The organism is Halomonas sp. SS10-MC5 (genome assembly GCF_015992245.1).
Classification (GTDB): Bacteria; Pseudomonadota; Gammaproteobacteria; order Pseudomonadales; family Halomonadaceae; genus Halomonas; species Halomonas sulfidoxydans.
This window is the reverse complement of sequence record NZ_CP065435.1, coordinates 1,140,877-1,167,402: the sequence shown is the minus strand read 5'-3', so window position 1 is coordinate 1,167,402 and position 26,526 is coordinate 1,140,877. Positions and strand designations below refer to the sequence as shown.

Below are 26,526 nucleotides of genomic sequence, written 5' to 3'. Positions count from 1 at the left end.
GGATTCTCCCGACCGGCTCACTTATGGGTCGGCATGGCGAACTCGGCGCCGGCGTTGATCGAGTCGGACCAGCGCTGCATGATCGATTTCTGCTTGGTATAGAAGCGCACGCCCTCCTCTCCATAGGCGTGGGTGTCGCCGAACAGCGAGCGCTTCCAGCCGCCGAAGCCGTGCCACGCCATGGGCACCGGGATCGGTACGTTGATGCCGACCATGCCGACCTGGATGCGGCGGCCGAACTCGTGCGCCACGCTGCCGCTCTCGGTGAAGCAGCTCACGCCATTGCCGAATTCGTGATCGTTGATCAGTTGGATGGCGGTGGCGATGTCGGGTACCCGCACGCAGGCCAGCACCGGGCCGAAGATCTCCTCCTTGTAGATCGTCATCTCCGGGGTGACGTGGTCGAACAGCGAACCGCCCATCCAGAAGCCTTCGCTGCAGCCGTCGCCTGTCGTGGTGGCGTCGAACTCGCGGCCGTCGATCACCAGCTCGGCGCCTTCGGCCACGCCCTTCTCGATGTAGCCGGTGATGCGCTGGTGGGCCTGGGCGGTGACGATGGGGCCCATCTCGGCGTCGAGTTCGAGGCCGTTCTTGACCTTCAGCGCCCTGGCACGCTCGGCCAGGCGTGGGACGATCTTGTCGGCCACGTCGCCCACCAGCACCGCCACGCTGATCGCCATGCAGCGCTCGCCGGCACTGCCGTAGGCGGCGCCGATCAGGGCATCGACGGCCTTGTCCAGGTCGGCGTCGGGCATGACGACCATATGGTTCTTGGCCCCGCCCAGGGCCTGCACGCGCTTGCCGTGGCGCGCGCCGTTCTCGTAGATCAGGTTGGCGATGGGCGTGGAGCCGACGAAGGAGAGTGCCTGCACGTCGGGGTGCTCGATCAGCGCCTCGACCGACTCCTTGTCGCCCTGCACCACGTTGAACACGCCGTCGGGCAGGCCGGCCTGCTTGAGCAGATCGGCGATCAGCAGCGAGGCGCTGGGGTCGGTGGGGCTGGGTTTGAGGATGAAGGTGTTGCCCGCGGCGATGGCCACCGGGAACATCCACATCGGCACCATGGCCGGGAAGTTGAACGGCGTGATGCCGGCCACCACGCCCAGCGGCTGGCGCACGGTCCAGTTGTCGATGCCGCCGCTCACCTGCTCGGTGTAGTCGCCCTTGAGCAGCTGCGGGATGCCGCAGGCGAACTCGACGATGTCGATGCCGCGGGCCACCTCGCCCTGGGCATCGGTGAAGACCTTGCCGTGCTCCAGCGTGATGGCGCGGGCCAGCTCGTCCTTGTGGGCGTTGAGCAGCTCGAGGAACTTGAACAGTACCCGCGCGCGGCGGATCGGCGGCGTGTCGGCCCAGGCCGGGAAGGCGGCCTTGGCCGCGGCCACGGCGGTCGCCACATCGCCGCGGGAGGCCAGCGCCACCCGACCCGAGACCTGGCCGGTGGCCGGGTTGTAGACGTCCTGATGGCGACCCGCTTCGCCGGCCGTCATTTGCCCGTTGATATAATGCGTGATCGTGTGCTGCGTCATGAGGGTTCTCGTCTTGTCGTTGGCTGATGTCGCTGGCTGTCGCGTCGTGCGCGGCTTTCATTCAGCACAGGCGGTACTTTGATCATCAAGCCTACCGTGTCGTGCGCCACAATCAATTGAGAAATCCAAAAGCCAGATATAAGCTCTACTTATATTCTCAGCGGCAGCCGCCATGCACGATCTTCCCACCCTGCGCGCCTTCGTCACCGTGGCCCGAGAAGGCAGCGTCTCCCGCGCCGCCGAGCGCCTGCACCTGACCCAGCCCGCCGTCAGTCTCAAGCTCAAGCACCTGCAGGAGGCGCTGGGGCTGACGCTGTTTCGTCGCCGCCCCCAGGGCCTGGCGCTGACCGCCGACGGCCACGCCCTGCTGCCCGCGGCGGAGCGGGCACTGGCGGCCATGGCCGCCTTCGAGCAGAGCGCCCGCGCCCTGCACAGCACCCTTCACGGCAGGCTGCGCATCGGCACCATCGTCGATCCTGAGTTCATTCGTCTGGGTGCCTTCCTGCATCGCCTGGTGGAGCGCGCCCCACAGCTCGAGACCGAGCTGCAGCACGGCATGAGCGGCAGCGTGCTGGAGTGGATTCGCCGCGAGGAACTCGATGTGGGCTTCTTCCTCGCGCCGCCCGGTGAAGGCCCCGGCCCGGAGGCGCCGGAGATCGATTATCGTGAGCTGACCCACTTCGATTATCACGTGGTGGCACCGCCCGGCTGGGGCAGCCGAGTGGCCGCCAGCAACTGGGCGAGCCTGGCCGCCCTGCCGTGGATCGTCACACCGACGCTTTCGGCCCATTACCGGCTGCTGCATGGCGTGCTCGACCCGCTCGGCGTCACGCCCAACGGCGTGGCCCAGGTGGACCAGGAGGCGTGCATGCTCGACCTGGTGCGCGCCGGCGTGGGCCTGAGCCTGGCCCGCGACGCCTTGGCCATGGCCGAGCGCCAGGAACGCGGCCTGGTGGTGGTCGAGGGGCTGCGCCTGCCCTGTGCGCTGTGCTTCGTGTGGCGACGCGAGCGCAGCGAGGAACCGGCCATCGCCGCCGCACTCGAGGTGCTGGAGAGTGTCTGGGGCGGTCAGCGCTGAGCGCTGGCGCCGGATGAACGCGACATGAACGAAGCCTTAAGGCTCCCGCAAGGTAGCGCCGGGTAAAACGGTCACGTACCCCTCCAAGGAGTGACCCGATGAACTGGCTCGATACCGAAAACCGCTATGGTCTCGTCTCCCGCGTCCTGCACTGGTCCATGGCCGTGCTGGTGCTGTTCCTGCTTGCCAGCGACTGGTGGATGGAAGCGCTTGAGGAACTCGGCAAGGCCAACCTGATGGGCCTGCACAAGAGCCTCGGCATAGCGCTGCTCGTGCTGCTCGTCTTCCGCCTGGCCTGGCGCTGGCATAACCACGGCCGGGTGGCGCCACCGGCGCACTGGCGCCGTGCCGCCCGCCTCGGCCACCTGGCGCTCTATCTGCTCCTGCTGGCGATTCCGGTGAGCGGCGTGCTCACCGCCTGGGGCAGCGGCCACGGCGTGGCCTTCTTCGGCCTGCCGCTGATTCCGGCTGGCCCAGAGATCGAGTGGATCGAAGAGGCCTTCGAGGAAACTCATGAAGTACTCGCCAACTTGATGTGGCTGCTGATCGGCGGGCATGTGATCGCCGCCCTCGCCCATCAGTGGTGGCTAGGCGAGCGAAGCCTCAAGCGCATGGCCTGAGTGGCGATCGCTTAAGGCTGCGATAAGACCGAGCGGGGAAAGTGCAGGCGTCACCCCATCAAGGAGCGCCTGCATGTTCCTGCTGACTTCGATCCGCCGCCACCCGGCCATGCGCAAGCTGGGAAAGCGCCTGGAGCGTGGCGCCAAGGCCTGGCTCTACCGAGCATTGACGAAACATGCCCGAGCCGGACGGCCCGCCACACCCGAAACCCTGCTGGGAGCACGGCGAATCCTGCTGGTGCGTCCCAACTTTCGGATCGGCAATGCCGTCATCGGTGCTCGCCTGATCCAGGCGTTGACACAGCAGCGGTCTGAGATCGAGCTCGACTACCTGGGGACGGACGCGACCCAGACGTTGTTCGTCGGTATGCCGCTGGCGCATTACTACTCCCTGAGCCGCAGCATGGTACTGCGCCCCTGGCGTCTGTGGCGGCTGCTGATCGAACTGCGGCGGCGTGAGTACGACCTGGCCGTTCAGGTCGGCGAGGGCTCCCTCACCAGTTGGCTATTCGTCCAGCTTTGCGGCGCACGGCAGAAGATGGGGCAATGCGGTCGGCTGCAAGCCACCTATGACTGGGTGGCGGGGCCTGCCCCGGCCCGCGCCCATGCACTGGCCAACAGCCTGGCGGCGCCCCTGGGCCTGGCCTGCGAGCCGCGCCCCTGGCTGGTGCTGTCCCCGCAGGAGCATGACGCCGCACTGGCGCTGCTGGCGAGGCAGTCGCTGCCGCCCAGCGCCATCGGCATCTTCGTTGGCGGCCACCTCGACAAGCGCCTGCCTCTCCCCTTCTGGCAGGCCCTGTTGCGGGCGCTCGAGGCACGCTGCCAGCCCTATCTGGTCCTGCTGGGGCCAGAGGAGGCACGCCACCTTCCCGCCCTGGCATCTGCCTGCGGCGTTCACGGCCGCCTCCTGCCGCCACTGCCACTGCGCGAGTTCGCGGCCGTGCTCTCTCAGCTCCCACGGCTCGTCACGCCGGATACGGGCCCCATGCACATGGCAGCCGCCCTGGCGGTGCCCGTGGTGGCACTGCTCAACGTGCCTGGGTCACGCAGATTCGCTCCCGAGGGCCCCGCGGATCTGGTACTTTTCCAACCAGACCCGGAGACGGTGGCCGAGCGTGTGTCGCATCGCCAGGAAGCCGCGCGACCCGCGCCGCAGCCGAGCCGCGAAGCGCATGGACATGCAGCCCCGGCACACCCGGGTCACGACGACCGAAGACGAGATCGCCTGCATGCGCATCCTGCTGGTGGAGGATGACCCGAGCCTGGCCTCGGGCATCCGCCTGGCTCTCAAGCCCGAGCACTACACCGTCGATCATCTGGCCGACGGTACCGCGGCCCTGAACGCGCTGCACGGCGACGAACCGTTCGATGCCGTGATTCTCGACCTGGGCCTGCCCGGGCTGGACGGTATGCGGGTACTGGAGAGCACTCGCCGACGGGGCAACCGGGTGCCAGTGCTGGTGCTCACCGCCCGGGATGCCGTCGACGACCGCATCGCCGGCCTGGACGCCGGCGCTGACGATTATCTGATCAAGCCCTTCGAGGTAGCCGAGCTCAAGGCGCGCCTGCGCGCGCTGCTGCGCCGCAGCCAGGGCCAGGCGAGCCCCATGCTGGAGTGTCGCGACATCCGCCTCGATCCGGCCACCCTCGGTGTCAGCTACCGCGGCCGGCCGGTGGTGCTGTCGCGTCGCGAGTTCACCCTGCTGCACGAGTTCATGAGCCACCCGGGGCGCGTCTTCACCCGCGATACCCTGACCCGGCTGGTCTACGGCTGGGAAGCGGACGTCGAGAGCAATGCCATCGAGGTTCATGTCCACCACCTGCGCCGTAAGCTGTTCCCGGACCTGATCCGCACGGTGCGGGGGATCGGCTACGTGCTGGATGAGGCCGACGCCCCATGACCTCGATCCGCCGCCGCACCCTGGTTCTGGTTTTGCTGGTGTTCTCCACCAGCATGCTGGCTATCGGGCTGGTCAGCTATCGCTACGCCGCCCACGAGATCGAGGAGCTCTACGACGCCAGCCTGGCGCAGAATGCCCGCCTGCTGGAGGGCCTGGCCCAGTCACCGCTGCCGAGCGGAGAGCGTGAAGCTCTGCTCGAAAGCCTCGAGAGCGCACTGCTGCGTGCCGAGCAGTCGGACAAGCGCCTCGCCGGGCACCGCTACGAGAGCAAGCTGGCCTTCCAGCTGTGGGAGGGGGAGCGCCTGCTGCTGCGCTCCGCCAGCGCCCCGGAGCAGCCGTTCACCGACCGCCCACCGGGCTACACCGACAACCGCATGGCCGGGCATGACTGGCGCATTTACGTGCTTGACGTGACCGATTCGCCGCGCCGGGTGATGGTCGCCGAGCGCAGCGACGTGCGCGGCGAGCTGACCCGCGCCGTCGCCCTGCGCACCCTGCTGCCGGACCTGTTCGGTCTGCCGCTGTTGGCGCTGCTGCTGTGGTGGGCTACCGGCCGGGGGCTGCGCCCGCTGTCGCGCCTGGCCGAGGCGATCCGTCACCGCGACCCGCACACCCTGCAGCCGCTGGCGCTGCAGCCGCTGCCGCGTGAGCTGGCGACCATCGTCGGCGCGCTGAACCGCCTGCTCGAGCGGATCCGCGAGCTCCGGGTGCGCGAGAAGCGCTTCATCGCTGACGCCGCCCACGAGCTGCGCACCCCGCTGGCAGTGCTCGATCTGCATGCCCAGAATGCCCTCGCCGCGGAGAGCCCCGAAGATCGTCGCGAAGCGCTCGAGGAGCTGCGCACCGGCGTGGCACGGGCCACCCGCCTGGTGGCGCAGCTGCTGACGCTCGCCCGCCTGGACCCGGAGGAGGCAGAACCCAAGCGGCACGAGATCGACCTGCTCCTCGAAGTGCGTGAGGCGTTGGCCGAGCTGACGCCGCTCGCCGCCGAGCGACGCCAGAGGCTGGACCTCGAGGCCGACGAGGCTACCGATTGGACGCTGCGAACCGAACCCGGAGCCATCGCGACGCTGCTACAGAACCTGGTCGGCAATGCACTGCGCCACTCCCCTGACGGCAGTGTCATCACCGTCGCGCTGGACGCGGACGATGACCGAATGACACTGCGCGTTGACGACCAAGGGCCTGGCATTCCCGCCGCCGAGCGCCAGCGCGTTACCGAGCGCTTCCATCGCGCCGGCCCGGGCGCCGGCGCTGGCCTGGGCCTTTCCATCGTCGAGCGCCTGCTGGCCCGTCACGGCGGGCGGCTGCAGCTGCAGGAGGCGCCCGGAGGGGGGCTGCGTGCCCTGGCTACACTGCCACGCACCAAGTGATGGCGCCATAAGCGAGCGTTAAGGTTGCCAAGCAAGGCTGGGTGAATCGACTTCCCGTGACGATTCATCCATGCCAGAACGCCCCCCACTCGTCCACACCGAGCGCCGATGCCGACCTTGGCGGCTCCCTGCCCTGTCGCCCCAGGCGCTTACCTTGATGGTCTGCCTGGCCTTCACCTTCTTCTACAACCAGCGGTTCTGGGCGGAGACGCTCGCCGCCGAGCCACCCGGCAGTCTGGTTGAGTGGGGCCATATGATCGGCTACGGCGTGATCCTGACCCTGCTGCACTGCGTGGTCTTTCTGCCGTTCATCAACCGCGTCACCGCCAAGCCTTTGCTCTCGGCGCTGCTGCTGCTGGCCGCCGGCGTCAGCTATTTCACCGGTCACTACGGGGTCTACTTCGACACCCACATGATCGACAATGTCGTCCAGACCGATACCCGCGAGGCCACCGAACTGCTGACCCCGGGTCTTGCCAGATACCTGGTCCTCTACGCGGCGCTGCCGCTTGCGCTGCTGTGGCTCTGGCCATTGCGCCACCGCTCCTGGCGACGCGGCCTGGGCATGTCGCTGCTGTGGCTGGCCGGTGCCGTCGTCGTCTTGGTCGTGGCACTGCTGCTCTCGTTCCAGAGCTTGTCTCCGTTGATGCGCAACCATCATGAGCTGCGCTTCCTGGTTACGCCGGGCAACGCCATCGTCTCAACCGGGCAGGTTCTCGCAGCCGACGACCCGCTGCCCAGCGAGCGTCTTCCCATCGGCGAGGACGCCCGCCGCCAGCCAAGCGCGACCGGGGCGCCGCGTCTGATGGTGCTAGTGGTAGGCGAGACCGTGCGTGCGGCCAACTGGGGGCTCTCCGGCTATGCTCGCCAGACCACCCCGAAGCTGGCAGAGCGCGAGCTGGTCAACTTCCCGCGGGTTTCGAGCTGCGGCACCAGCACGGCGGTATCGCTGCCCTGCATGTTCGCCCGACGCGGCCGGCGCGATTACGACGAGCGCGATATTCTCAGCCACGAGTCGCTGCTGGACGTGCTGCGCCATGCCGGCTTCCGCGTGTTGTGGATCGACAACCAGTCGGGGTGCAAGGGGGTCTGTGACGGCGTGGAACGCCGCACGCTCTCTCCCAAGGATTATCCCGAGAAATGTCGCGACGGTACCTGCCTGGACGAGGTTCTCGTCGATGAACTCGAGCGCCAGGCGGCCAGCATCGAGGAGGACACGGTGGTCGTGCTACACATGCTCGGCAACCATGGTCCGAGCTACTCCCAACGCTACCCTGAGGCGCAACGCGTCTTCACACCGACCTGCGAGGAGGCCGACCTGGCGAGATGCACGCGAGAATCCATCGTGAACAGCTACGACAATGCCGTGCGCTACACGGACAACGTACTGGATGCCATGATCGAGGCGCTCGAGCGCCGGCCCTCACTGGACGCGGCGCTGCTCTACGTTTCGGATCACGGCGAGTCGCTCGGTGAGGGTGGGATCTTTCTGCATGGCCTGCCGTACGCCATCGCACCGGACGAGCAGACTCGCGTCCCCATGATCTGGTGGTCGTCACCAAGCTTCGACCGCGGCGCCGGGCTCGACAGCGACTGCCTGGCGCACCAGTCCGAGCGTACCGTGAGCCATGATCATCTGTTTCATACCCTGCTCGGCGTACTGGGGGTGGAGAGCTCCGTGATCGACGTTCGCCTGGACATCACCCAGCACTGCCGACGCCTCGAGCCGAGCCTCATGGCCCAGCTCGATGCCCACGACGGCGATCGTTGAGCCTTACCGTGCGCTGGTCAAGCGTAAGGCCCGCCGCGCAGGGCGCGGCGGGCCTTACAATGGGCGGACAGGCGAAGGGCTTGAGGTGAATTCGCTGGCTGCTCAGTCGCGTTCCACGTCGGTCGCCCCGCTCTCTCCCTGGCGAGTCCGCACCTCGATCTCGCGGCCGTCGGCGTCGCGGCCCTCGATCTCGATGCGTCCGTCGCGGTCGACCTGGATCTCCTCGAACTCGGCCAGTCCCTCGGCCACGGCGGCTTCCATGGCCAGGCGGATGTCCTCTTCGCTCATGCCCCAGGCCCCGCCGTCGCGGCGCTTGCGCTCCTCTTCGAGGGATTCGCCGTTCTCCAGCGACAGGCGCACCTCGGCCTGCCATTCGTCGTCGAGCCAGCCTTCGACCTCGACGCTGTCGCGCCCCTTGGCCTCGATCTCCTGGATGTGCTGAAAGCCGAAGGCCGTGACCTGCTCCAGCACCTCGTCGAGGCGATCCGTCGCCAGGCGACCGTCGGAAGCCTGTGCCGAGGTGAAGGCGAGCATCAGGGTAGCCAGCGAACCGGCTGCGAGTATGTTGCGTTTCATGGGTCTTTCCTCTGTGGCTTGTGGCAAGTGTCACGTTTCTGGACACAGATCAGGTTTTAGCACCGGCCACCTTGCCCCATGCTGACAGCCCCGTTCATGCTGTATTCATGTCGGGCCCGGCACTCTTGCTTCATGAAGCCTTCACTCCCGTCTCCACGCAAATACCTGTCGCGCCGCGCCTTCGTCCGCCGCGCCCTGGCGGCCCTGTGGCTGTCGCTGCTGGCCGCCGCCCCGGCGTTCGCCGACAGGCACTGGCACGACCTGCACGAGGCCGTACGCAGCGGCCGGCTGGTCGCGCTGCCGCAGATCCTCGACTGGCTCGAGGCGCGCTACGAGGGCCAGGTGCTCGAAGTCGAGCTGGAGCGCGATGATGGCCGGACAATCTACGAGGTGGAGATGCTCGGCCCCCAGGGTCAGGTAGTGGAGTTCGAGTTCGATGCCGCGAGCGGCGAGCTGATCGGCATGGAGGGCGTCAACATCGACGGCATGCGGCGCAAGGAGGAGGCGCGATGAAGGTGCTGCTGGTGGAAGATGACGACGCGCTGGCCACGGCGCTGGCGGAGGCACTGCACGAGGCCGGGGTGCTGGTCGAGCGGACCGGCTGCGGCGGCGAGGCCGATTTCCTGGTGCGCACGGAGGTGTACGACGCCGTGATCCTCGACCTCGGGCTGCCCGACGGCGACGGCAGCCGTTGGCTCGCCGAGTGGCGCAAGGACGCCATCGAATTGCCGGTGCTGGTGCTGACCGCGCGTACCCGCTGGGCCGACAAGGCCACCGGCTTCTCTGCCGGCGCCGACGACTACGTCACCAAGCCGTTCGAGACCGCCGAGGTGCTGTTCCGCCTGCGCGCCCTGGTGCGCCGCAGCCACGGCCACGCCCATCCGGTGCTGCGCATCGGCGAGCTGGCCTTCGATACCCATACCGGCAGCGTCACCCTGGCCGGTCGCCCGGTGAGCCTCACCGCCCAGGAGTCGCGCCTGCTCGCCTACTTGGCCCACGCCGCCCCGCGGGTGGTCAGCCGTAGCGAGCTGGCCGAGCATGTCTACGATCGCGACCACGAACCCGACTCCAACGTCATCGACGTCCAGATCAGCCGCCTGAGGCGCAAGCTGGGCGCCGAGCGCATCGAAACCCGCCGCGGCCAGGGTTACCGCCTCATCGGCAGCACCGAGGCCTCATGAAACGACTGCAGCGGCTGTCGCTGGCCAGCCGGCTGATACTGGCCACCCTGCTGATGCTGGCGCTTACCCTGCCGCTGGCCGGCCTCGGCCTCGCCCAGCACTTTCGCGCCACCGCCACCGGCGCCTTCGACCGCCAGTTGGAGGCGCTGCTCAACGTGGTGATCGCCGGTGTCGCCTGGGACGACGTGGCGCAGCAGCTGGTACAGGAGCGCGACCTCGGCGACCCGCGCTTCGAACGGGTCTTCTCCGGCTGGTACTGGCAGGTCAGCGACGGCGGCGAGCGGGTGCTCACCTCACGCTCGCTGTGGGACCAGCGCCTGCCCGTACAGGAGAGGCCCGAGGTGACCCGGCGTGACCTGGCGGGACCTCGCGACACCCCGCTGCGGGTCGTCGAGCGGGACATCCACCTGGCCCCGCTGGAGTCGCCGCTGCACGTCAGCGTGGCGGCACCGCGGGAGACGCTGGAGCTCGAGCTGGACCGCTTCACCCGGCTGGTGGCGCTGTCGCTCGCCGGCCTGGGCCTGCTGGTGTTGGTCATGCTGGCGCTGCAGGTGCGCTGGGGCCTGGCGCCGCTGCGGCGATTGCAGGGCGACCTGGCGCAGGTCGAGAACGGCGACGCCGAACGCCTCGATGCCCGCCTGCCCGCCGAGCTGGCACGCCTGGCCGAAGCCATGAACGCCGTGCTGGCCCGCGACCGGCGGCTGATGGAGCACGCCCGCCACGCCGCCGGCAACCTGGCACACGCGCTGAAGACCCCGGTGAGCGTGCTGACCACCCTGGCCGATGGCGTCGAGGAGCCGCGCCGCAGCCGGATTCGCGACGAGCTCGCCCGCATCGACACCGCCGTGCGTCACCACCTGGCCCGGGCCACCGCGGCGGGCGACGCCGGCCTGGCTCCCCGGATCGACGCCGCCGAGGCCCTCGCGCCCATCCTCGAGGGCCTGGGGCGGCTCGCCGGGCGCCGCGGCGTGGCCCTGGAGCATGAGCTGGAGGCCGGCCTGCACGTGCGCATGGCGCCCCAGGACCTGCAGGAACTCGTCGGCAACCTGCTGGACAACGCCCTGCGCTGGGCGAATGGCCGAGTCCGCCTGCACGGACACAGCGGGGACGACGGGGCCTGGCTCTGCGTGGAGGACGACGGACCCGGCATGAACGCAGCCCAGCGCGAGACCGCCATGGCGCGCGGCGCCCGCCTGGACGAGCAGCGCTCCGGCAACGGGCTGGGGCTGGCCATCGTCGCCGACCTGGTGGCCTTGCACGGCGGCCGGCTGGCGCTGGAAGCCTCTACCCTCGGCGGCCTGTGCGCCCGGGTCTGGCTGCCGGCGCGACCGCTTGCCGGAGTGCCGTCAGGCCAGGACTAGACGCCTTTCACCACCCGCGCCGCCTCCCGCCGCCGCTTGAGCTCGTAGACCACGGCGAACGCCACCGTGACGAGAATCAGGACCAGCCCCAGGGCGTTCACCGCCGGGGTGAGCCCGGTGCGCACCTTGGAGGCGATGTAGACCGTCAGCGTGGTGTCGTAGCCGACCACGAACAGGGTGGTGTTGTAGTTCTCGAAGGACTGCAGGAAGGCGATCACCGCCGCCGAGTAGAGCGCCGGCTTGAGGTAGGGCAGCAGAATGCGGCGGAATGCCTGCCAGGGGCTGGCGCCGAGGTCCAGCGCCGCGCGCTCCAGGGTGCGATCGAAGCGCTGCAGCCGTGCGGTGACCATCAGCATGACGTAGGCGGCGATGAAGGTCGCCTGCCCCAGCACGGTGAGGAAGATGCCGCCGCTGACGCCGAACTGGCGCCAGAAGATCAGCGTCGAGATACCGATGATCACCCCGGGGGTGAGCAGCGGCGACAGGATCAGCGCATAGAGGAACGGCTTGGCGCGGCTCGACACGGTGTTGAGGAACAGCGCGGTGGCGATGCCGATGGGCACGGCGACGACCAGCACGCCGGCCGCCACGACCAGGCTGTTGCCGAGCGCCTGCCACATCCCGCCGTCCGCCGCCAGCTCGCCGAACCAACGCAGCGTGGTGCCGTCCCACGGCGTCACCGTGGGAAAGCGGCTGTCGTTGAAGGTGGCGGCCGCCATGACGAGCAGCGGCAGGAACAGGTAGGCGAAGAAGACCACCACATAGAAGCGCAGGCCGAGGGCCAGGAAGCGTTGCGAGTTCATCGCCCGATGTCCCCCAGGCCCACCTTGAAGATTTTCATGACCAGCGACATGAAGCCGATGCACAGCACCAGCAGCAGGAAGGCGTAGGCCGCGCCCTGGTTCCAGTTGCCGCCCTCGAAGAACCAGTTGTAGATGATCTGGGTGAACCAGCGGCTGCCCGGCGAGCCGAGCAGCGCCGGCACCGCGTAGCTGCCCGCGGCGAGCATGAAGGTCATGATGCAGCCGGTGGCGATGCCCGGCTTGGCGTGGGGAATGACGATGCGCCGATGGGTGCGCAGGGTGCCGGCGCCGAGATCCCGGGCCGCGCGCACCTGATTATCGTCGAGGCTCTCGATGGCGTTGTAGACCGGGAACACCATGAACAGGATGTAGGCATAGACCATGCCGACCATCACCCCGCCGTTGCCGCTGAGGAAGCGAATCGGCCGCTCGATCAGCCCCAGCATCATCAGCACTTCATTGAGCGGGCCGCGAAACGCCAGGATGATGAACCAGGAGTAGGTGCGCAGGATCTCGTTGATCCAGAACGGTACGATCAGCAACAGGATGCACAGCGCCGCCTGGCGCGGGGTGGCGACCTTGGCCAGGTACCAGGCCAGCGGGTAGCTCACCGCGAGCGTGAGCAGCGTGACCAGCACGCTCGACCAGATGGTCTTGAAGAAGATTCCACGGTGGATGTCGTTGTTGAACAGGGTGGCATAGTTGGCCAGGGTCAGCCGGTCGTCGGGCCCGCCGACCTGGGCCGGCAGCAGGTTGGGCTTGAGCGAATACTCGATCATCTGCAGCTGCGGCAGGGTGACCATCACGATCAGCCAGATCCCCAGCAGGGTGACGATGGCCATCGCCAGCGGCCCGCCGAAGCGCGCCTGCAGCTGCCTAAACATGGGCGCCTCCCGCCTGCGCGCGATCGCCCTCCACCACCTCGCCGGTCTCCTCGTCCACCACCGGGCTGCCGTCGTCGGGCAGTACCACGGCGTCGCCGGGGTCGTAGGCAAAGGCCATGCGCTGGCCCGCGGCGAGCGCCTCGCCCTGGCCGCGCGAGACCTCGTGGCCGAGCTGCACGCGCAGCTTCTCGCCCGAGGCCATCAGCCGAGTCTCGAGCATCACCCAGGCGCCCTCGAAGTGCACCGCCTCGATCTCGGTGTCGAAACGGGGGCCCGCGGCCCCTGCCGCTACCGGGCGCAGGTGCTCGGGGCGCACGTAGAGCGCCGCGGCCTCGCCGTTGGCCAGGCGCACACCGGGCCCGGCCCGGCCGGCCAGCTCGCCCAGGGCACCGCCATCGAGGCGAACCCGCTCGTTCTCGCGGTCGATCACCCGCGCCTCGAGGCGGTTGTTCTCGCCGACGAAGGCGGCAACGAAGCCGGTGGCCGGCTCGCGGTAGAGCGTCATGGGGTCGGCGACCTGCTGAATACGCCCCGCCGACATCACCGCGACCCGGTCGGACATGGTCAGCGCCTCGCCCTGGTCGTGGGTGATATAGATAAAAGTAATACCGGTCTTGCGCTGGATCGCCTTGAGCTCGGCGCGCATGTGCTGGCGCAGCTTGAGGTCGAGTGCCGAAAGCGGCTCGTCGAGCAGTAGCACCCGCGGCTCCACCGCCAGCGCCCGGGCGATGGCCACGCGCTGCTTCTGCCCGCCCGAGAGCTCGGTCACCCTCTTCGGGCCGCTGCCCTCCAGCGCCACTAGCGCCAGCAGCCGTTCGGACACCTCGCGGCGCTTGCGCTTGTCGACGCCGCGCACTTCGAGGCCGAACTCGATGTTCTCGAATACCGTCATCAAGGGAAACAGCGCCAGGTTCTGGAAGATCATCGCCGTGGGCCTGCGGTTGACCGGCACGCCCGCCATGGGCTCGCCGCCGATGAACACCTGCCCCTCGCTGGGCACGAGGAAGCCACTGATGAGGTTGAGCAGGGTGGTCTTGCCGCAGCCCGAGGGGCCGAGAAAGCTGAAGAATTCGCCCGAGCCTATCGCAAGCGAGGTCTTCTCGATGGCGGTGAAGTCGCCGAAGCGCATCACCACCTCGTCCAGTCTGACGCTACCGTCCATCAAAACCTCATACGCAAGATCGCCGCTACACGGCTAAAACGAAGCGGGAAGAGCGGCGCTGCGCGCCCCTCTTCCCTCTTATTCTCTTTATCCGTCGCTTTATGCCGATAGGTAGCGATCCTGGTATTCATTGCGCAGCGCCACGTACCACGGCTCCTGGATCGGCCACCACCACAGGTTAGCCAGGTCTTCCTCGGTGTAGGAGTCGGTGAAGAACTGGCGCGTCTCGTCGGGCAGCAGTTCGGTAGCGCCCTTGGAGGTGGAGTTGTAGCCGGTCGCCTTGACGAACAGGGCACCCGCCTCCGGCGTGTAGTACCAGTTGATCAGCTCGTAGACGGCGTCCGGGTTCTGAGCGTTCTTGGGGATCACGAAGCCCTCCATCCACGCCAGGGCGCCCTCCTTGGGTGCGCCGTAGGCGATGTCCTCGCCCTCCTGCTGCAGGCGGAAGGCGGTGGAATCCCAGGTCTGGCCGATGATGGCGCCGTTGGTGCGGAAGGCCGCCTGGGCGTCGTTCTCGGTGTCCCAGAACTGCACCAGCATGTGCTTGTGCTTGATCGCCTCCTCGAGGATGACGTCGAAGTTGGCGCGCATGGCCTCCTCGCTCTTGTAGGAGTCGAGCAGCGGATGCGGCAGCCGGCCCTCGCGCTCGAGCCACAGGCCGATACCCACCAGCGCCGAGTGCCCGCGCACCGTCACGCCCTGGCCGTGCTCGGGGTTCCACAGGTCGGCGTAGCTGAGGTTGGCGCGGTCGACCTTGGCGTCGCGACGGTGCCAGGTGATCGCCTCGGTGCCCCAGTCGCTGGGGGCAAAGTAGCGCTTGCCGTCGACCACGCCGCCCACCTCGGAGCCCTCGATGGCGCTGTCGAGCGCGCCGGACCAGTTGATGCGCGACTCGTCGAGCGGCTGCACCAGGTCGTAGTCCAGGTAGCCCGGCACCCGGTCCACGGTAGGCATGATCACGTCGAAGCCGGTGCCGTCGGTGGCCCGCAGCGAGTTCATCAGCTCGTCGTTGGTGCCGTAGGGGGTAAAGGTCGCGCGGATGCCGGTCTTCTCGGTGAAGTCGGCCAGCATCTCGTCGGTGAAATAGCCCGCCCACGCATAGATGCGCAGGGTCTGCTCCTGGGCCAGTACCTTGTTGATGTAGAACGACGGCACGCTGGCGGCGGCGCCGGCAGCCAGGGTGCCCTTGAGGAAACGGCGACGTGTGAACGACATGAGGGGTTCTCCATGAGGGTCCTGCACAAGGTGACAGGGGCCAGCGGGACCTGGCCCCCGACCCTTATCGCGCGACTCCATGACGAAGGGATGAACATTGAATGACCGTTCAATCCCTGTGTAACAAAGAGTAGCAGCCTGTCAGGAAAAATCCGCACGGCGTTTCAACGCTGTTTCGCCCCTGCTGGCGCGGCGCGATGCGCCCTCAGCTCGCCTGGATCGCCACCTTCAGCACGCCGTCGCGCTGGTGCGAGAAGAGGTCGTACGCCTCGACGATGTTCTCCAGCGCGTAGCGATGCGTGACCATGGGGCCGAGGTCCAGCCGCCCGGTCTCGATCACCTGCATCAGCCGGCGCATACGCTCCTTGCCGCCGGGGCACAGCGAGGTGACGATCTTGTGATCGCCGAGGCCGGCGCAGAACGCCCCGAGCGGGATCGTCAGGTCGCCGGAGTAGACCCCCAGGCTCGACAGGGTGCCGCCCGGCTTGATCACCCGCAGCGCCGCCTCGAAGGTAGACTGCAACCCCAGCGCCTCGATGGAGGCGTCCACGCCGCGCCCGCCGGTCAGGCGCAGGATCTCCTCGACCACGTCGACCTTGCGGAAGTCGAGGGTGACGTCCGCGCCCATCTGCCGCGCCATGGCCAGGCGCTCATCGACGCCGTCCACGGCGATGATCAACCCAGCACCGCGCAGCCGGGCCCCGGCCGTGGCGCACAGACCGATCGGCCCCTGGGCGAACACCGCCACGCTGTCGCCGATCTTGATGCCGGCGGACTCGGCGCCGGCGAAGCCGGTCGACATGATGTCGGGACACATCAGCACCTGCTCGTCGGTCAGGCCGTCGGGCACCGGCGCCAGGTTGGCCTGGGCGTCGGGCACCCTCAGGTACTCGGCCTGGGCGCCGTCGATGGTGTTGCCGAAGCGCCAGCCGCCCATCGGCTTGTAGCCGTGGGCGTGGTGGCCGCCGTCCTGGGCGCTGCAGCCGTCCTGGCAGGCGTAGGAGGTGAAGCTCGGGCAGATGGCGCCGGCGATGACCCGCTGGCCCTCGCGGTAGCCCTGTACGTTGGCGCCCAGCTTCTCGATCACGCCGACCGGCTCGTGGCCGATGGTGAGCCCCTTCTCGACCGGGTACTCGCCCTTGAGGATGTGCACGTCGGTGCCGCAGATGGTGGTGGTGGTGACACGGATCAGGGCGTCGTTGGGGCCGATGTCCGGGATGGGCTTGTCGTCGATCTCGATGCGCCCCGGCTCGACGAAGATCGCGGCTTTCATCATGGCAGGCATGGGGTTTCCTCATGGTCGTGATGCCGGTGGCCGGCAACGTCCCATCAGGGTCGATCAATATCGCCGGCAGCGCCTTGACCCATGTCAATGCCGCCGGGCGCCAGCCGCTACATCACCGGTACACCGGTGACCCACACATGCAGATGGAAGGCGAACAGGTAGTACGCGACCAGCCCGACGCCCAGCGTGATGAGGGTGCCGGAGGCGCGCGGGCTCACGGCCGGGGCGGGCTGGCGCCGCCGGGCAGAACGGAAGTCGAGCACGGCCCAGAGCAGGAAGGCACCGAAGAAGACGATGTCGCCGAGGCGCCCGTTGGCCAGCAGGTGGGCAAACGCCCACACCTTGACCGCCAGTACCATGGGATGGCCCAGTTTGGCCTTGATGTGGTTATGGGGAACGTAGGCCGCCACCAGCAGGAGGAAGGCGGGGAGCATCAGCAGCGCCACCGCGTGGCGCATTCCCACCGGCGGGAACCAGACCCAGGTGGGATCGAGGCGCATGCGCCCGAAGCCCCAGATGGCCAGTGCCAGCCCCACGATGGAGACGAGCGAGAACAAGCCCTTCCAGCGCATCTCGCCCAGGCGCTGGATCTGCTTGCTGCGCCAGTCGTCGGCGAAGATGCGTACGGAGTGGGTGCCCAGGAAGAGCACAAGCCCCAGAATCATGACGAGCATGTTGCCGTCTCCATCAGCAGGAATTGAACGAATCGCAGCCCAGCCTACTCACTTGGAGTGTCATGCGCCAGCGATGGCGCGAGCGCCGCCAGACAGGAGAGCCCGATGACCGACGACGCCCCGCCCCTGCCCGACGTCCTGGCCGGCCCCTTGCTGCGACGCCTGTCGGCCGAGCGCCTGGTGCTGTGGCTGGTGGCCACGCGGCCGCTCGAACTCACGCTCATGCTGCACCCCGAGGGCCACCCGCCGCGTCGCCTGCGGCTGGGCGACGAGCGGCTCGAGCGCATCCCGGTCGGTCAGCATGCCTGGCTGCACCTGATCGACGTTCCCCTCGCCACGCCGCTGCCCACCGGCACGCTCGTCGACTATGACCTGAAGGTGCGCAGCGAAGCCGAGGAGCGCGGCATCGCCGACTGGGCACCGCACCTGCTCCACGCGGGCTCGCACTACCCGAGCTTCGTGCTGGCCGAACGCCACCACCGCCTGCTGCACGGCTCCTGCCGCAAGCCCCACCATGACGGCCCCGACGGCCTGGTGGGCGCCGATGCCTGGCTCGCCGAGCGGCGCCGGGCGCCACAGGAGTGGCCGGCCTGGCTGCTGATGACCGGCGACCAGGTCTACGCCGACGACGTGGCCGGCCCCACGCTGGTGGCGATCCACGCCCTGATCGCACGGCTGGGCCTGTTCGACGAGGCGCTGGAGGGCGCCACAGTGCCCGACAGCCAGGCACTCTATCGCGACGCGGCCACCTATTACCGGCGCGAGGCGCTGCTGCCGGACACCGAGAGCGGCAGCGCCCTGCGCGAACGCTTCTTCGGCGGCGTACGCAAGCCGGTGTTCACCACGGCCAATGCACACAATCACCTGATCACCTTCGCCGAGGTGATGGCCATGTACCTGCTGGTCTGGTCGCCGGTGCCGTGGCGGCTGATCGAAATCTCCCCTCCTGCGCTGGACGCCGAATGGCACCAGCGCTTCCTGGCCGAACAGGCCATCCTCGAGCGCTTCGTCGAAGGCTTGCCCGCCTGCTCCCGCCTGCTGGCCCACCTGCCCAGCCTGATGATCTTCGACGATCACGACGTGACCGACGACTGGAACCTGACCGCCGACTGGGAGCAGGTCGCCTACGGCCACCCCTTCTCGCGACGCATCATCGGCAATGCCCTGCTGGCCTACCTGCTCTGCCAAGGCTGGGGCAACGATCCCGAGCGCCTGGATGGCCTGTGCGCACAGGCGGCGGAACTGATGACCGAGGCGCAGCGGCAGGAGGGCCAGCTGCCAAGGCAGGCGCACGACGCCCTGCTGCAGCGGCTGCAGCGCTTCCAGGGCTGGGAGTACCGCATCCCCGGGCCGCCTCCCCTGATCGTGCTGGATACCCGCACGCGGCGCTGGCGCAGCGAGCGCCACCCGACCCGCCCCTCGGGCCTGATGGACTGGGAGGCGCTGATCGAACTGCAGGAGGCCATGCTCGACGCGCCCGCGGCCATCATCGTCTCGCCGGCCCCCATGTTCGGCGTCAAGCTCATCGAGGCGGTGCAGCGTCTCTTCGCCCTGGCGGGCAAGCCCCTGCTGGTGGATGCCGAGAACTGGATGGCCCATCGCGGCGCCGCCAGCGTCATGCTCAACATCTTTCGCCACTCGCGCACGCCGGGCAACTACGTGATTCTCTCCGGCGACGTGCACTACTCGTTCGCCTACGACATCCACCTGCGGCACCGCGAGCAAGGCCCACGGCTGTGGCAGATCACCGCCAGCGGCATCAAGAACGCCTTTCCCGTCACCCTGCTGGACTGGTTCGACCGGCTCAACCGCTGGCTCTACGCCCCGCACTCGCCGCTCAACTGGTTCACCAAGCGCCGCCGCCTGGCGATTCACCCCCGCGACCCCGATCGCGCCCGGGCCGGCGAGCGGCTGTGGAACGGCTGCGGCCTCGGCCTGGTCGACTTCGACGAGGCGGGGCGACCCCGCGACATTCGCTACCTCGATGCGCGCGGATTCGAGGTCGGCTTCCCGCCCGCCAGGGAGTGAAGTCGGCGGGCGGTTTGTCTTTATGCCAGTGCGGGCCTAGCTTGAGGGCAGACCCACTAGAGCACGGATGCCATGACCTCACCCCGCCCCGCCCCGGCCGCCGCACAGGATTCACGCCGAACACTCTGGCTTGCCGCGATGTCCGGCGCCGGCGTGATGGCCGCCGTCGACGAGATCGTCTTCCATCAGTTGCTGCAGTGGCATCACTTCTTCGACCGTGCGACGCCGGCCGTCGGCATTCTGTCGGACGGCCTGCTGCACGCGGCCGAGCTGCTCGCCATCGCGATCGGCGCCTTCCTGCTGATCGAGCAGGCCCAGCGCCGCCGGCTGGTGGCGCGCTGGGCCTGGGCCGGCGCCTTCCTCGGCATGGGCGGCTTCCAGCTGTTCGACGGCATCGTCAGCCACAAGCTGCTGGGCATCCACCAGATCCGCTACGGCGTCGACCTGCTCGCCTATGACCTGAGCTGGAACCTCTCCGCCCTGGCGCTGCTGCTGGTGGGCCTGGCCCTCTACCGCCGAGCCAGGCGGCTAGAGCGGGGCTGAGCCATGCACGGCAGCGTTGCCGCTGGCGGCGCCTCGGCGCTGTTGGCATGGTTCCCGCTTGGCCTGCTCGGCCTGGCGACCCTGGGCTATCTTGGCGCGGCCGGACGCCAGCAGCGTCGCGGCAACGGCTGGAGCGGCTGGCGCTGCGCCCTCTTCGCTCTGGGCAGCCTGCTGCTCGCCGTGGCCGTGGCCCCGCCGGTCACGGCCTGGGCGCATCACGACCTGCGCGGCCACATGGCCCAGCACCTGCTGATCGGCATGCTGGCGCCGCTGGCCTGGGCACTGGCCGCCCCGGTGACGCTGACCCTCAGGAGCCTGCCGACCGCCGCGGCGCGCCGGCTCGTTGGCGCTCTCCGGAGCCTGCCGCTGCGGATCGTGTCGCACCCGATTGCCGCCTTGCTGCTCAACGTCGGCGGCATGGCCCTGCTCTACTTCACCCCGCTGTATGCCGCCTCGCGGCACAGCGGCCTGCTGCATGGCTGGGTCCATCTGCACTTCCTGGCGGCGGGCTACCTGTTCTGCTGGGCCGTACTGGCGGGCCCGGACGCCTCGCCGCACCGGCTCGGCCTGCGCTTGCGCCTGGGCGTGCTGTTCGTTTCCATGGCCGCCCACGCCTTGCTGGGCAAGCTCATGTACGGCTACCTGTGGCCGCGCGGTGCCGGCCACCCCGCGGAAGAGATCCAAGCCGCCGCCCAGCTCATGTACTACGGCGGCGACCTGGCCGAGCTGCTGCTGGCGGTGGCATTGATAGCGCTCGTGCGGCGCCGGTCCCGTACCTCACCAGGCGTATTCGAGCTGCATGGCGACCAGGTCGGCGGTGGGCATTCCGTACCGCTCGCTGATCTTCATGAGCGCATCGTCCAGCGCCGCGGCTGACGGCTCTATCGCTGGCCGCAGCGTTACTGCAGCGTTCGCCACCTGCGTCTCCGCCTCGATGACGAGACCTCGCCGCGAGCGAATCCATCGCTCGGAGGGGTGTGTTGTCATGGCGCTGGAGCGATACGTGCGGGACCAAGCATCAGCGCTCAGCGCCAGCGCGATCTCATCGATGCCATCCTCGATCGGCACTTCGAAGCGTTCATGGTTCCAGAAGGCGAGCTTGTTGCGCGCGAGGGTCAGCAGCAGCTCGAGCGACAGGCCGAAGACATCCGAATCGTGCTGAGCGTCGAAGTCCGCTATGCCGAGGTCCAGTGCCAGGCGATCGGCCTGGGCCGCTCCCGCCACCGCTTCGACCAGCGCCAGCGAGACGGGAATGGAAGCCGACACGCCGGTAGTCGTCACTACCCGGTCATCGACCACGTAGCGACGGTCTCGTATCCAGGTCGTCTCCCGGTAGCGGCGGGTGAGTTTGCCCAGCGAGAACCAATGGCCTGTCGCCGACTTGCCTTGCAGCAACCCGGCGTGGGCCAGCGTCAGCACGCCGTCGCAGACCCCGACGATGACGGCACCGGACTCGGCCTGTCGTTGCAGCCAACGGATGGCTTCCGGGTCATCGGGGCGATGCAACGCCGGCACGATGACGATATCGGCGCCGTCCGGCTGCAGAACGTCGAATTCCTCGGTGGTCTGCTCCGCCCGAATCGTCAATACGGGGTGCAGTTGCACGGGGCCTGATCGTGTGGAGACCGACACCACTTCCATTTTCCCCGACTCCCTCAGTACACCGTAGGGAACCATGAAATCCGTCGTCTCGGTGCCATCGTTGGCGGCCAGGACGGCCACCAGAGGGCGGTCTCGCCCGCCCTTGGGTGCCGGTAATTCCAAGGATGGGTGCTCGAGCAGGCGCACCGTTCCCGGATTGCCGTGGCGCCAACTCACCACCGCGATCATGGAAAGTATCAACACGGCCAGGCCAGCCAGCCGCGAAACGTAACGTGTGGGCATCAGTGGTATCTCCGAAAGCATCCCGCTCATGCTGCGTTACGCCCGGCCATGGCGTAAATGACAAAACTATCGCAAAATACGCCAATGCGTACACCTGCTTCGCCACCCCGCACCGTGGCCCTGATCGGCTTCGATGGCCTCCAGGCGCTCGACTTGGTCGGCCCCATGGAAGTGTTCAGCAAGGCCAATACTCACTGTCCCGAGCAAGCACCCGCCTATCGCGTTCTGCTCGCCTCGCCGGACGGTGGGGATATCGTCTCCAATGCCGGGCTACGCATCGCCGGGACCCTGTCCTTGGCGGCACTGCCCGCGTCACTCGACACCTTGATCGTCGCCGGTGGCAGCGAGGAGGGGTTGCGCCGGGCAGCGGAGCAAACCGACCTGCTGGCCTGGCTGCAGCGGCGTGTGCACAGCACACGCCGGGTGGCCAGCGTCTGTACCGGCGCCTTCGTACTCGCCGCGGCGGGGCTGCTGCGAGGTCGCAGGGCCGCCACACACTGGTCGGCGTGCGACAGGCTGCAGGAAATGTGGCCCGACATCAGCGTCGACCACGGTGCGATCTATACCGCCGAACCTCCTTTCTACACGTCCGCTGGCGTCACCACCGGCCTCGACCTCTGCCTGTCGCTGGTCGAAGCCGACTGCGGCTCTCGGGTGGCCCTCGGCGCGGCTCGCGACCTGGTCCTGTTCATGCGCCGACCGGGCTCGCAGGCCCAGTTCAGTGCCGCCTTGCAGGCGCAAGCCGCCGCCGGCTCTCGCCTTTCCCCTCTGGTCGATACGATCATCGCCGACCCGACCGGCGACCTGAGCGTGCCGGCGTTGGCGGCCCGCACCAACATGAGCGAACGCACCTTCGTACGCCGCTTCCGCGCGGAGATCGGCGAAACGCCCGCCCAATTCGTCAAGCAGGCGCGGGTCGACCGCGCCAAGACCCTGCTGGAAACTTCCCGCTGGCCTCTGGCACGCATTGCCGAACACTCGGGCTTCGCCAGCCTGGATAGCCTGCACCGCGCCTTCCTCAAGTTGGTAGGCGTCACACCCTCTGCCTATCGCAGCTATTTCGGCAACACGCCCGACCTGATGCCCGAAGAAGAGAGTTAAGCCTGTCCCTTCGGCCGTGCCAATGGATGGAGGGAAGGACCTTCGATCACCTCGCCTTCGGTGTCGAATCGGCTACCGTGGCAGGGGCAGTCCCAGGTCGATTCGCTGGCGTTCCAGTGCACGATGCACTTCATGTGCGGACACACCGCGGAGAGCACCTTGAGTTCGCCGGCCTCGGTACGATGGATGGCGAGCTTCTCGCCTTCCACGGTGGCAACCCGGCCGTGCCCCGGCGCGATGGCGTCGAAGCCATCGAGTTTCTCGGTGCCCAGGTAGTCCTTGACCATGTGCTTGGTGACGGTGGCATTTTCCTTGGCATACTGCAGCGCCGATTTTCCCGGGGTGATGCGCCGCGCGCCGAAGCGTGCCTGCCAAGGGTTGTCGCGGTCGAGAATCTGGTCGGCGATGAGCGTGCCGGCCACGGTGCCCCACACCAGGCCGTCGGCGGCGAAGCCGGTGGCCATGTAGAGGTTGCCGTGGCCATGCATGCGGCCGATGTAAGGCAATCCGTCCGGAGAGGTGTACTGCTGGGCCGACCAGTGGTGGGTGAAAGCCGCCACGTCGAAGCGTGCCGCCAGGTATTCGCGCAATAACTGGTAATGGTCGCCGCGGTGCTCGCCGGTCGGGTGCTTCTCGCCAATGACCATCAGGTAGCGATCGTCGCCGTGACGGTAGCTGCGCAGCGAGTGGAAGGGGTCGAGCACCCAGTGGATGCCCTCGGGGTACTCGCCGCTTCTCAGTCGCGCGCTGACCGCGTATTCACGCGATACCGGCATGCCCGCCTGGACCAGGCTGATACCCTTGGGCGTATGGGTCGCCTGCACGATGTGCTTAGCGGTGACGCTGGCCTCATCGGTTCGCACCACCCCCCTGCCAGGGTCGATCTCGCGCACGGGGGCATGTTGATGAATCACCACGCCTTCGCCGAGCAGCGCGCAGGCCAGCCCCTGGACATAGTGCAGCGGGTTGAACTGGGCCTGCTGGGCGATACGGATGCCCCAACTGTCGAAGGGCAGGCCGGCGCTGTCCACCATCTCGACGTCGAGCCCGGCGCTGATCAGCGCATCGAGCTCTTCGTTCAGGTCGTGATCGGCATGCTGGCGCTCGTCGCTTACCAGGCGATAGGCCGGCTGGCGCCGGAACTGGCAGTCGATGGCGAAGCGCTGCACCAGCGCCTCGACGTGGTCGACCGCCTCGGCCCTGGCCCGCACCACGTCGGCGGCCACGTCATCGCCCCATTTATGGCGCAACGGCGCCTGCCCCGAGGCCAGCGTGGCGTAGAGATTGCCGGTGGAGCCGCCCGTGGCGCCGCCCCCCACCCTCCCCGCCTCGAGCACCATGACCCTGAGACCGGCCTCGGCCAGCGGCAGCGCCGCGGTGAGCCCGGTGATGCCCGCCCCGACGATGGCAACATCCACCTCGGCATCCTCTGCCAGGGAAGGATGCTCGGCCACGCCGCGGCTACCCAGTGTCCAGATCGCTTCCATAACGACTCCTTTCGCCACCAAATCATCCGTCTTGCCACAGTTATAGAAGCCAGGAGGAAGCTGCGCTATCGCTCATGACGGCCACGCAACGCGATACCGGCCGGATTCGAGCGGCGGGGCGCATGCCAACAGGAGCGCTCGCTTTCACTCCTACACATATCGTCGCCATCCTGCAAAGAACGGACGGGCGGGTGACTGCTACGTTAGAGAAGCCGTGAAGGTAGATGGATCTGGAACCCAGCTAGGAGGAGGAACCTCATCATGGTCATCAAGAACGCCCAGGAACTGTTCGTGCGCCTGCTTTCCGAAACCAACAGCGCCGAGAAGCAGATCACCCGCGCGCTGCCCAAGATGGCTCGCGCCGCCGACAACGAGAAGCTGGTCGAGGCCTTCCAGCATCACCTCGAAGAGACACAGGGCCAGTTGGAGCGCATCGAGCAGGCCGCTGACTCCATCCCCGACATTCGCGTCAAGCGCATCAAGAGCCATGCGATGGAGAGCCTGATCCAGGAGGGCGAGGAACTGATCGACGCCACGGAGAAGGGCCCGGTTCGCGATGCCGGCCTGATCGCCGCGGCCCAGAAGGTAGAGCATTTCGAGATCGCCGCCTACGGCACCCTCTGCGAACTGGCCGAGCAACTGGGCCACACCAAGGCCAAGGAGATCCTCGCCGAGACGCTGAAGGAGGAGAAATCCACCGACGACAAGCTGAGCAAGCTGGCCAAGCAGGACGTCAACAAGCGGGCCGGCTGACTTCCGTTCCGCTCGGGCAGGTCGGTCTGCGGCCTGCCTCCCTTCCCTCTGACGCGCTTCGCCCCGGCCCCGAGGCGTCGTTACCCCTTCACGCCGAAGACGTGCTTGAGATAGCTCACGTAGCTCTCGTCGCGCGACATGGTCTTGCCCGGCGAATCCGAGATCTTGGCCACCGGCTGGCCGTTGCACGAGACCATCTTGATCACGATATTCATCGGCTTCACTCCCGGCACGTCGCAGGTCAGGTGGGTGCCGATGCCGAAGCTGGTGCGGATCCGCCCCTCCAGCGCCGTCTTGATGTGCATGGCCTTGTCGAAGGTCAGGCTGTCGCTGAAGATCAGCGTCTTGGTCATCGGATCGATGCCCAACGACTCATAGTGGCGAATGCACTTCTCGGCGAACCACAGCGGGTCGCCGCTGTCGTGGCGTAGCCCATCGAAGAGCTTGGCGAAGTAGAGGTCGAAATCGCGCAGGAAGGCATCGAGGGTGACGGTATCGGTCAGCGCGATGCCGAGATAACCGCGATACTCCTGCACCCAGGCCTCCAGCGCGGCACGCTGGCTGTCCACCAGGCGGCTCCCCAACTGCTGATGCGCCATCACCCACTCGTGGGCCATGGTGCCCATCGGGCTGATATCGTGGCGACGCGCGATGTCGACGTTGCTGGTGCCGACGAAGTGGCCCGGGAACTCCGCCTCCATGACTTCGACGATCGCCTCCTGCACCGGTTGGGAGAGCCGCCGTCGCGTACCGAAGTCGGCCAGGTTGAAGCCGGCCAGCTGTTCGGGCGTATAGGCCTCGCGCAGCGCCGCGAGCTTGTGGCGTAGCTGCGCCACGGCCTGATCGATCTCGACCTCGGGATAGAGGGTTCGATTGCGCACCTCGCTGATGATGGCGAGGATCACGATCTCGAACAGGATGCTGTGCGACCAGGGCCCGTCGATGACGATGCACAGCTCGCTGCCCTGCATGCCGACCTTCACGTACTCCGGGCGGAAGCGGAACAGCTCCAGGAAGCGGATGAAGTCGGGCGACATGTAAGGGAAGCTCGCCAGGTAGGCCGACTCCTCACGGGACAGCTGCAACGTGGCCAGGCGGTCGATCTGCTCGCGGATCTCGGGGATGTAGCGCTCCAGGGGCTCGGCGTCCCGACAGCGGAACTCCCAGGTGACGCTGGCGTTCGGGTACTGGTGATGCACCCCCTGCATCATGGTCAGCTTGTACCAGTCGGTATCCAGCAGCGAGCGGATGATCGGCCCGTCGCGGTAGGTCTCGCCCATGTCGCCTTCCGTTTGCTTGGTCGATGTGCTTGCGTCT

Annotated in this window: 25 protein-coding genes; 14 read left to right on the top strand and 11 right to left on the bottom strand. The window is 67.8% G+C overall.

The annotated features are described in order from the left end of the window. Positions 1-17 precede the first annotated feature (17 nt). Positions 18-1,529: a CoA-acylating methylmalonate-semialdehyde dehydrogenase gene (locus I4484_RS05545; RefSeq protein ID WP_197449995.1), complete on the bottom strand. Its 1,512-nt coding sequence runs from the start codon at positions 1,527-1,529 to the stop codon at positions 18-20. Between the two features lie 172 nt (positions 1,530-1,701). On the opposite strand from I4484_RS05545, the gene I4484_RS05540 reads away from it, so the two are divergent. The 6 genes from I4484_RS05540 (at position 1,702) to I4484_RS05515 (ending at position 8,272) form a co-directional block, all read left to right on the top strand. Further along, positions 1,702-2,607 carry a LysR family transcriptional regulator gene (locus tag I4484_RS05540; RefSeq protein ID WP_197449994.1) on the top strand — a complete coding sequence of 302 codons (906 nt, stop codon included), beginning with the start codon at positions 1,702-1,704 and terminating at the stop codon, positions 2,605-2,607. Between the two features lie 98 nt (positions 2,608-2,705). Beyond that, positions 2,706-3,227, top strand: a complete 522-nt coding sequence (locus I4484_RS05535) for a cytochrome b (protein ID WP_197449993.1) — start codon at positions 2,706-2,708, stop codon at positions 3,225-3,227. Between the two features lie 73 nt (positions 3,228-3,300). Beyond that, entirely contained in the window at positions 3,301-4,482 is a 1,182-nt protein-coding gene (locus tag I4484_RS05530) for a glycosyltransferase family 9 protein (protein WP_197449992.1), read from the top strand. Further along, positions 4,457-5,128, top strand: a complete 672-nt coding sequence (locus I4484_RS05525) for a response regulator transcription factor (RefSeq protein ID WP_197449991.1) — start codon at positions 4,457-4,459, stop codon at positions 5,126-5,128. The genes I4484_RS05530 and I4484_RS05525 overlap by 26 nt, the downstream gene beginning before the upstream one ends. Then, positions 5,125-6,501 carry an ATP-binding protein gene (locus I4484_RS05520; protein ID WP_197449990.1) on the top strand — a complete coding sequence of 459 codons (1,377 nt, stop codon included), beginning with the start codon at positions 5,125-5,127 and terminating at the stop codon, positions 6,499-6,501. The genes I4484_RS05525 and I4484_RS05520 overlap by 4 nt, the downstream gene beginning before the upstream one ends. Before the next feature lie 70 nt (positions 6,502-6,571). Next, on the top strand, positions 6,572-8,272 hold the full coding sequence (locus I4484_RS05515; protein WP_197449989.1) for a phosphoethanolamine transferase: 1,701 nt from the start codon (positions 6,572-6,574) through the stop codon (positions 8,270-8,272). Between the two features lie 102 nt (positions 8,273-8,374). Here I4484_RS05515 and I4484_RS05510 read toward each other — a convergent pair whose 3' ends face one another. Next, a complete protein-coding gene (locus I4484_RS05510; RefSeq protein WP_197449988.1) occupies positions 8,375-8,848 on the bottom strand; it encodes a PepSY domain-containing protein in 474 nt (157 codons plus the stop codon). Positions 8,849-8,980: 132 nt separating this feature from the next. Between I4484_RS05510 and I4484_RS05505 the strand changes: the two genes are divergently transcribed. The 3 genes from I4484_RS05505 to I4484_RS05495 are packed head-to-tail and all read left to right on the top strand — an operon-like array spanning position 8,981 to position 11,390. Further along, a complete protein-coding gene (locus tag I4484_RS05505; RefSeq protein ID WP_197449987.1) occupies positions 8,981-9,361 on the top strand; it encodes a PepSY domain-containing protein in 381 nt (126 codons plus the stop codon). Then, positions 9,358-10,029 (top strand): response regulator transcription factor, encoded by a 672-nt coding sequence (locus I4484_RS05500; RefSeq protein WP_197449986.1) that lies wholly within the window; start codon positions 9,358-9,360, stop codon positions 10,027-10,029. Before I4484_RS05505 ends, I4484_RS05500 begins: the two co-directional genes overlap by 4 nt. After that, entirely contained in the window at positions 10,026-11,390 is a 1,365-nt protein-coding gene (locus I4484_RS05495) for a sensor histidine kinase (RefSeq protein ID WP_197449985.1), read from the top strand. Before I4484_RS05500 ends, I4484_RS05495 begins: the two co-directional genes overlap by 4 nt. On the opposite strand, the gene I4484_RS05490 is transcribed toward I4484_RS05495, so the two are convergent. The 6 genes from I4484_RS05490 to I4484_RS05465 form a co-directional block, all read right to left on the bottom strand. Then, the gene (locus I4484_RS05490) at positions 11,387-12,193 is read right to left on the bottom strand and encodes an ABC transporter permease (RefSeq protein ID WP_197449984.1); all 807 of its coding nucleotides are present in this window, start codon (positions 12,191-12,193) and stop codon (positions 11,387-11,389) included. The two genes, I4484_RS05495 and I4484_RS05490, sit on opposite strands and share 4 nt — an antisense overlap. Then, entirely contained in the window at positions 12,190-13,077 is an 888-nt protein-coding gene (locus I4484_RS05485; protein WP_197449983.1) for an ABC transporter permease, read from the bottom strand. The genes I4484_RS05490 and I4484_RS05485 overlap by 4 nt, the downstream gene beginning before the upstream one ends. Next, on the bottom strand, positions 13,070-14,239 hold the full coding sequence (locus I4484_RS05480; RefSeq protein WP_197449982.1) for an ABC transporter ATP-binding protein: 1,170 nt from the start codon (positions 14,237-14,239) through the stop codon (positions 13,070-13,072). The genes I4484_RS05485 and I4484_RS05480 overlap by 8 nt, the downstream gene beginning before the upstream one ends. Before the next feature lie 99 nt (positions 14,240-14,338). Beyond that, on the bottom strand, positions 14,339-15,454 hold the full coding sequence (locus tag I4484_RS05475; protein ID WP_197449981.1) for a substrate-binding domain-containing protein: 1,116 nt from the start codon (positions 15,452-15,454) through the stop codon (positions 14,339-14,341). Between the two features lie 205 nt (positions 15,455-15,659). Then, the gene (locus tag I4484_RS05470; protein WP_197449980.1) at positions 15,660-16,739 is read right to left on the bottom strand and encodes an NAD(P)-dependent alcohol dehydrogenase; all 1,080 of its coding nucleotides are present in this window, start codon (positions 16,737-16,739) and stop codon (positions 15,660-15,662) included. Positions 16,740-16,846: 107 nt separating this feature from the next. Then, on the bottom strand, positions 16,847-17,413 hold the full coding sequence (locus I4484_RS05465; RefSeq protein ID WP_197449979.1) for an NnrU family protein: 567 nt from the start codon (positions 17,411-17,413) through the stop codon (positions 16,847-16,849). 105 nt (positions 17,414-17,518) lie between these two features. On the opposite strand from I4484_RS05465, the gene I4484_RS05460 reads away from it, so the two are divergent. The 3 genes from I4484_RS05460 to I4484_RS05450 all read left to right on the top strand — a co-directional run bounded on the left by I4484_RS05460 (position 17,519) and on the right by I4484_RS05450 (position 20,860). Then, positions 17,519-19,441 (top strand): alkaline phosphatase family protein, encoded by a 1,923-nt coding sequence (locus tag I4484_RS05460; RefSeq protein WP_197449978.1) that lies wholly within the window; start codon positions 17,519-17,521, stop codon positions 19,439-19,441. Between the two features lie 72 nt (positions 19,442-19,513). Next, positions 19,514-19,984 carry a DUF2243 domain-containing protein gene (locus tag I4484_RS05455; RefSeq protein ID WP_197449977.1) on the top strand — a complete coding sequence of 157 codons (471 nt, stop codon included), beginning with the start codon at positions 19,514-19,516 and terminating at the stop codon, positions 19,982-19,984. A 3-nt stretch (positions 19,985-19,987) separates the two neighbouring features. Then, positions 19,988-20,860 (top strand): cytochrome c oxidase assembly protein, encoded by an 873-nt coding sequence (locus I4484_RS05450; protein ID WP_197449976.1) that lies wholly within the window; start codon positions 19,988-19,990, stop codon positions 20,858-20,860. Here I4484_RS05450 and I4484_RS05445 read toward each other — a convergent pair. Further along, the gene (locus tag I4484_RS05445) at positions 20,762-21,868 is read right to left on the bottom strand and encodes a DJ-1/PfpI family protein (protein ID WP_197449975.1); all 1,107 of its coding nucleotides are present in this window, start codon (positions 21,866-21,868) and stop codon (positions 20,762-20,764) included. The genes I4484_RS05450 and I4484_RS05445 overlap by 99 nt on opposite strands. 84 nt (positions 21,869-21,952) lie before the next feature. Between I4484_RS05445 and I4484_RS05440 the strand changes: the two genes are divergently transcribed. Continuing rightward, entirely contained in the window at positions 21,953-22,969 is a 1,017-nt protein-coding gene (locus I4484_RS05440; RefSeq protein WP_197449974.1) for a GlxA family transcriptional regulator, read from the top strand. Here I4484_RS05440 and I4484_RS05435 read toward each other — a convergent pair. Next, on the bottom strand, positions 22,966-24,456 hold the full coding sequence (locus tag I4484_RS05435; RefSeq protein WP_197449973.1) for an FAD-dependent oxidoreductase: 1,491 nt from the start codon (positions 24,454-24,456) through the stop codon (positions 22,966-22,968). The genes I4484_RS05440 and I4484_RS05435 overlap by 4 nt on opposite strands. 261 nt (positions 24,457-24,717) lie before the next feature. Between I4484_RS05435 and I4484_RS05430 the strand changes: the two genes are divergently transcribed. Next, positions 24,718-25,209 carry a ferritin-like domain-containing protein gene (locus I4484_RS05430; RefSeq protein WP_197449972.1) on the top strand — a complete coding sequence of 164 codons (492 nt, stop codon included), beginning with the start codon at positions 24,718-24,720 and terminating at the stop codon, positions 25,207-25,209. 80 nt (positions 25,210-25,289) lie between these two features. Here I4484_RS05430 and pncB read toward each other — a convergent pair whose 3' ends face one another. Next, entirely contained in the window at positions 25,290-26,489 is a 1,200-nt protein-coding gene (pncB, locus tag I4484_RS05425; RefSeq protein WP_197449971.1) for a nicotinate phosphoribosyltransferase, read from the bottom strand. Positions 26,490-26,526: the final 37 nt, after the last annotated feature.

Coding starts and splice junctions, on each gene's coding strand:
- pncB (WP_197449971.1), bottom strand. CDS start 26,489: ATGGGCGAGACCTACCGCGACGGGCCGATCATCCGCTCGCTGCTGGAT.
- I4484_RS05460 (WP_197449978.1), top strand. CDS start 17,519: ATGACCGACGACGCCCCGCCCCTGCCCGACGTCCTGGCCGGCCCCTTG.
- I4484_RS05485 (WP_197449983.1), bottom strand. CDS start 13,077: ATGTTTAGGCAGCTGCAGGCGCGCTTCGGCGGGCCGCTGGCGATGGCC.
- I4484_RS05465 (WP_197449979.1), bottom strand. CDS start 17,413: ATGCTCGTCATGATTCTGGGGCTTGTGCTCTTCCTGGGCACCCACTCC.
- I4484_RS05430 (WP_197449972.1), top strand. CDS start 24,718: ATGGTCATCAAGAACGCCCAGGAACTGTTCGTGCGCCTGCTTTCCGAA.
- I4484_RS05495 (WP_197449985.1), top strand. CDS start 10,026: ATGAAACGACTGCAGCGGCTGTCGCTGGCCAGCCGGCTGATACTGGCC.
- I4484_RS05525 (WP_197449991.1), top strand. CDS start 4,457: ATGCGCATCCTGCTGGTGGAGGATGACCCGAGCCTGGCCTCGGGCATC.
- I4484_RS05445 (WP_197449975.1), bottom strand. CDS start 21,868: ATGCCCACACGTTACGTTTCGCGGCTGGCTGGCCTGGCCGTGTTGATA.
- I4484_RS05480 (WP_197449982.1), bottom strand. CDS start 14,239: ATGGACGGTAGCGTCAGACTGGACGAGGTGGTGATGCGCTTCGGCGAC.
- I4484_RS05520 (WP_197449990.1), top strand. CDS start 5,125: ATGACCTCGATCCGCCGCCGCACCCTGGTTCTGGTTTTGCTGGTGTTC.
- I4484_RS05490 (WP_197449984.1), bottom strand. CDS start 12,193: ATGAACTCGCAACGCTTCCTGGCCCTCGGCCTGCGCTTCTATGTGGTG.
- I4484_RS05530 (WP_197449992.1), top strand. CDS start 3,301: ATGTTCCTGCTGACTTCGATCCGCCGCCACCCGGCCATGCGCAAGCTG.
- I4484_RS05535 (WP_197449993.1), top strand. CDS start 2,706: ATGAACTGGCTCGATACCGAAAACCGCTATGGTCTCGTCTCCCGCGTC.
- I4484_RS05470 (WP_197449980.1), bottom strand. CDS start 16,739: ATGCCTGCCATGATGAAAGCCGCGATCTTCGTCGAGCCGGGGCGCATC.
- I4484_RS05500 (WP_197449986.1), top strand. CDS start 9,358: ATGAAGGTGCTGCTGGTGGAAGATGACGACGCGCTGGCCACGGCGCTG.
- I4484_RS05440 (WP_197449974.1), top strand. CDS start 21,953: ATGCGTACACCTGCTTCGCCACCCCGCACCGTGGCCCTGATCGGCTTC.
- I4484_RS05545 (WP_197449995.1), bottom strand. CDS start 1,529: ATGACGCAGCACACGATCACGCATTATATCAACGGGCAAATGACGGCC.
- I4484_RS05450 (WP_197449976.1), top strand. CDS start 19,988: ATGCACGGCAGCGTTGCCGCTGGCGGCGCCTCGGCGCTGTTGGCATGG.
- I4484_RS05475 (WP_197449981.1), bottom strand. CDS start 15,454: ATGTCGTTCACACGTCGCCGTTTCCTCAAGGGCACCCTGGCTGCCGGC.
- I4484_RS05435 (WP_197449973.1), bottom strand. CDS start 24,456: ATGGAAGCGATCTGGACACTGGGTAGCCGCGGCGTGGCCGAGCATCCT.
- I4484_RS05455 (WP_197449977.1), top strand. CDS start 19,514: ATGACCTCACCCCGCCCCGCCCCGGCCGCCGCACAGGATTCACGCCGA.
- I4484_RS05540 (WP_197449994.1), top strand. CDS start 1,702: ATGCACGATCTTCCCACCCTGCGCGCCTTCGTCACCGTGGCCCGAGAA.
- I4484_RS05505 (WP_197449987.1), top strand. CDS start 8,981: ATGAAGCCTTCACTCCCGTCTCCACGCAAATACCTGTCGCGCCGCGCC.
- I4484_RS05515 (WP_197449989.1), top strand. CDS start 6,572: ATGCCAGAACGCCCCCCACTCGTCCACACCGAGCGCCGATGCCGACCT.
- I4484_RS05510 (WP_197449988.1), bottom strand. CDS start 8,848: ATGAAACGCAACATACTCGCAGCCGGTTCGCTGGCTACCCTGATGCTC.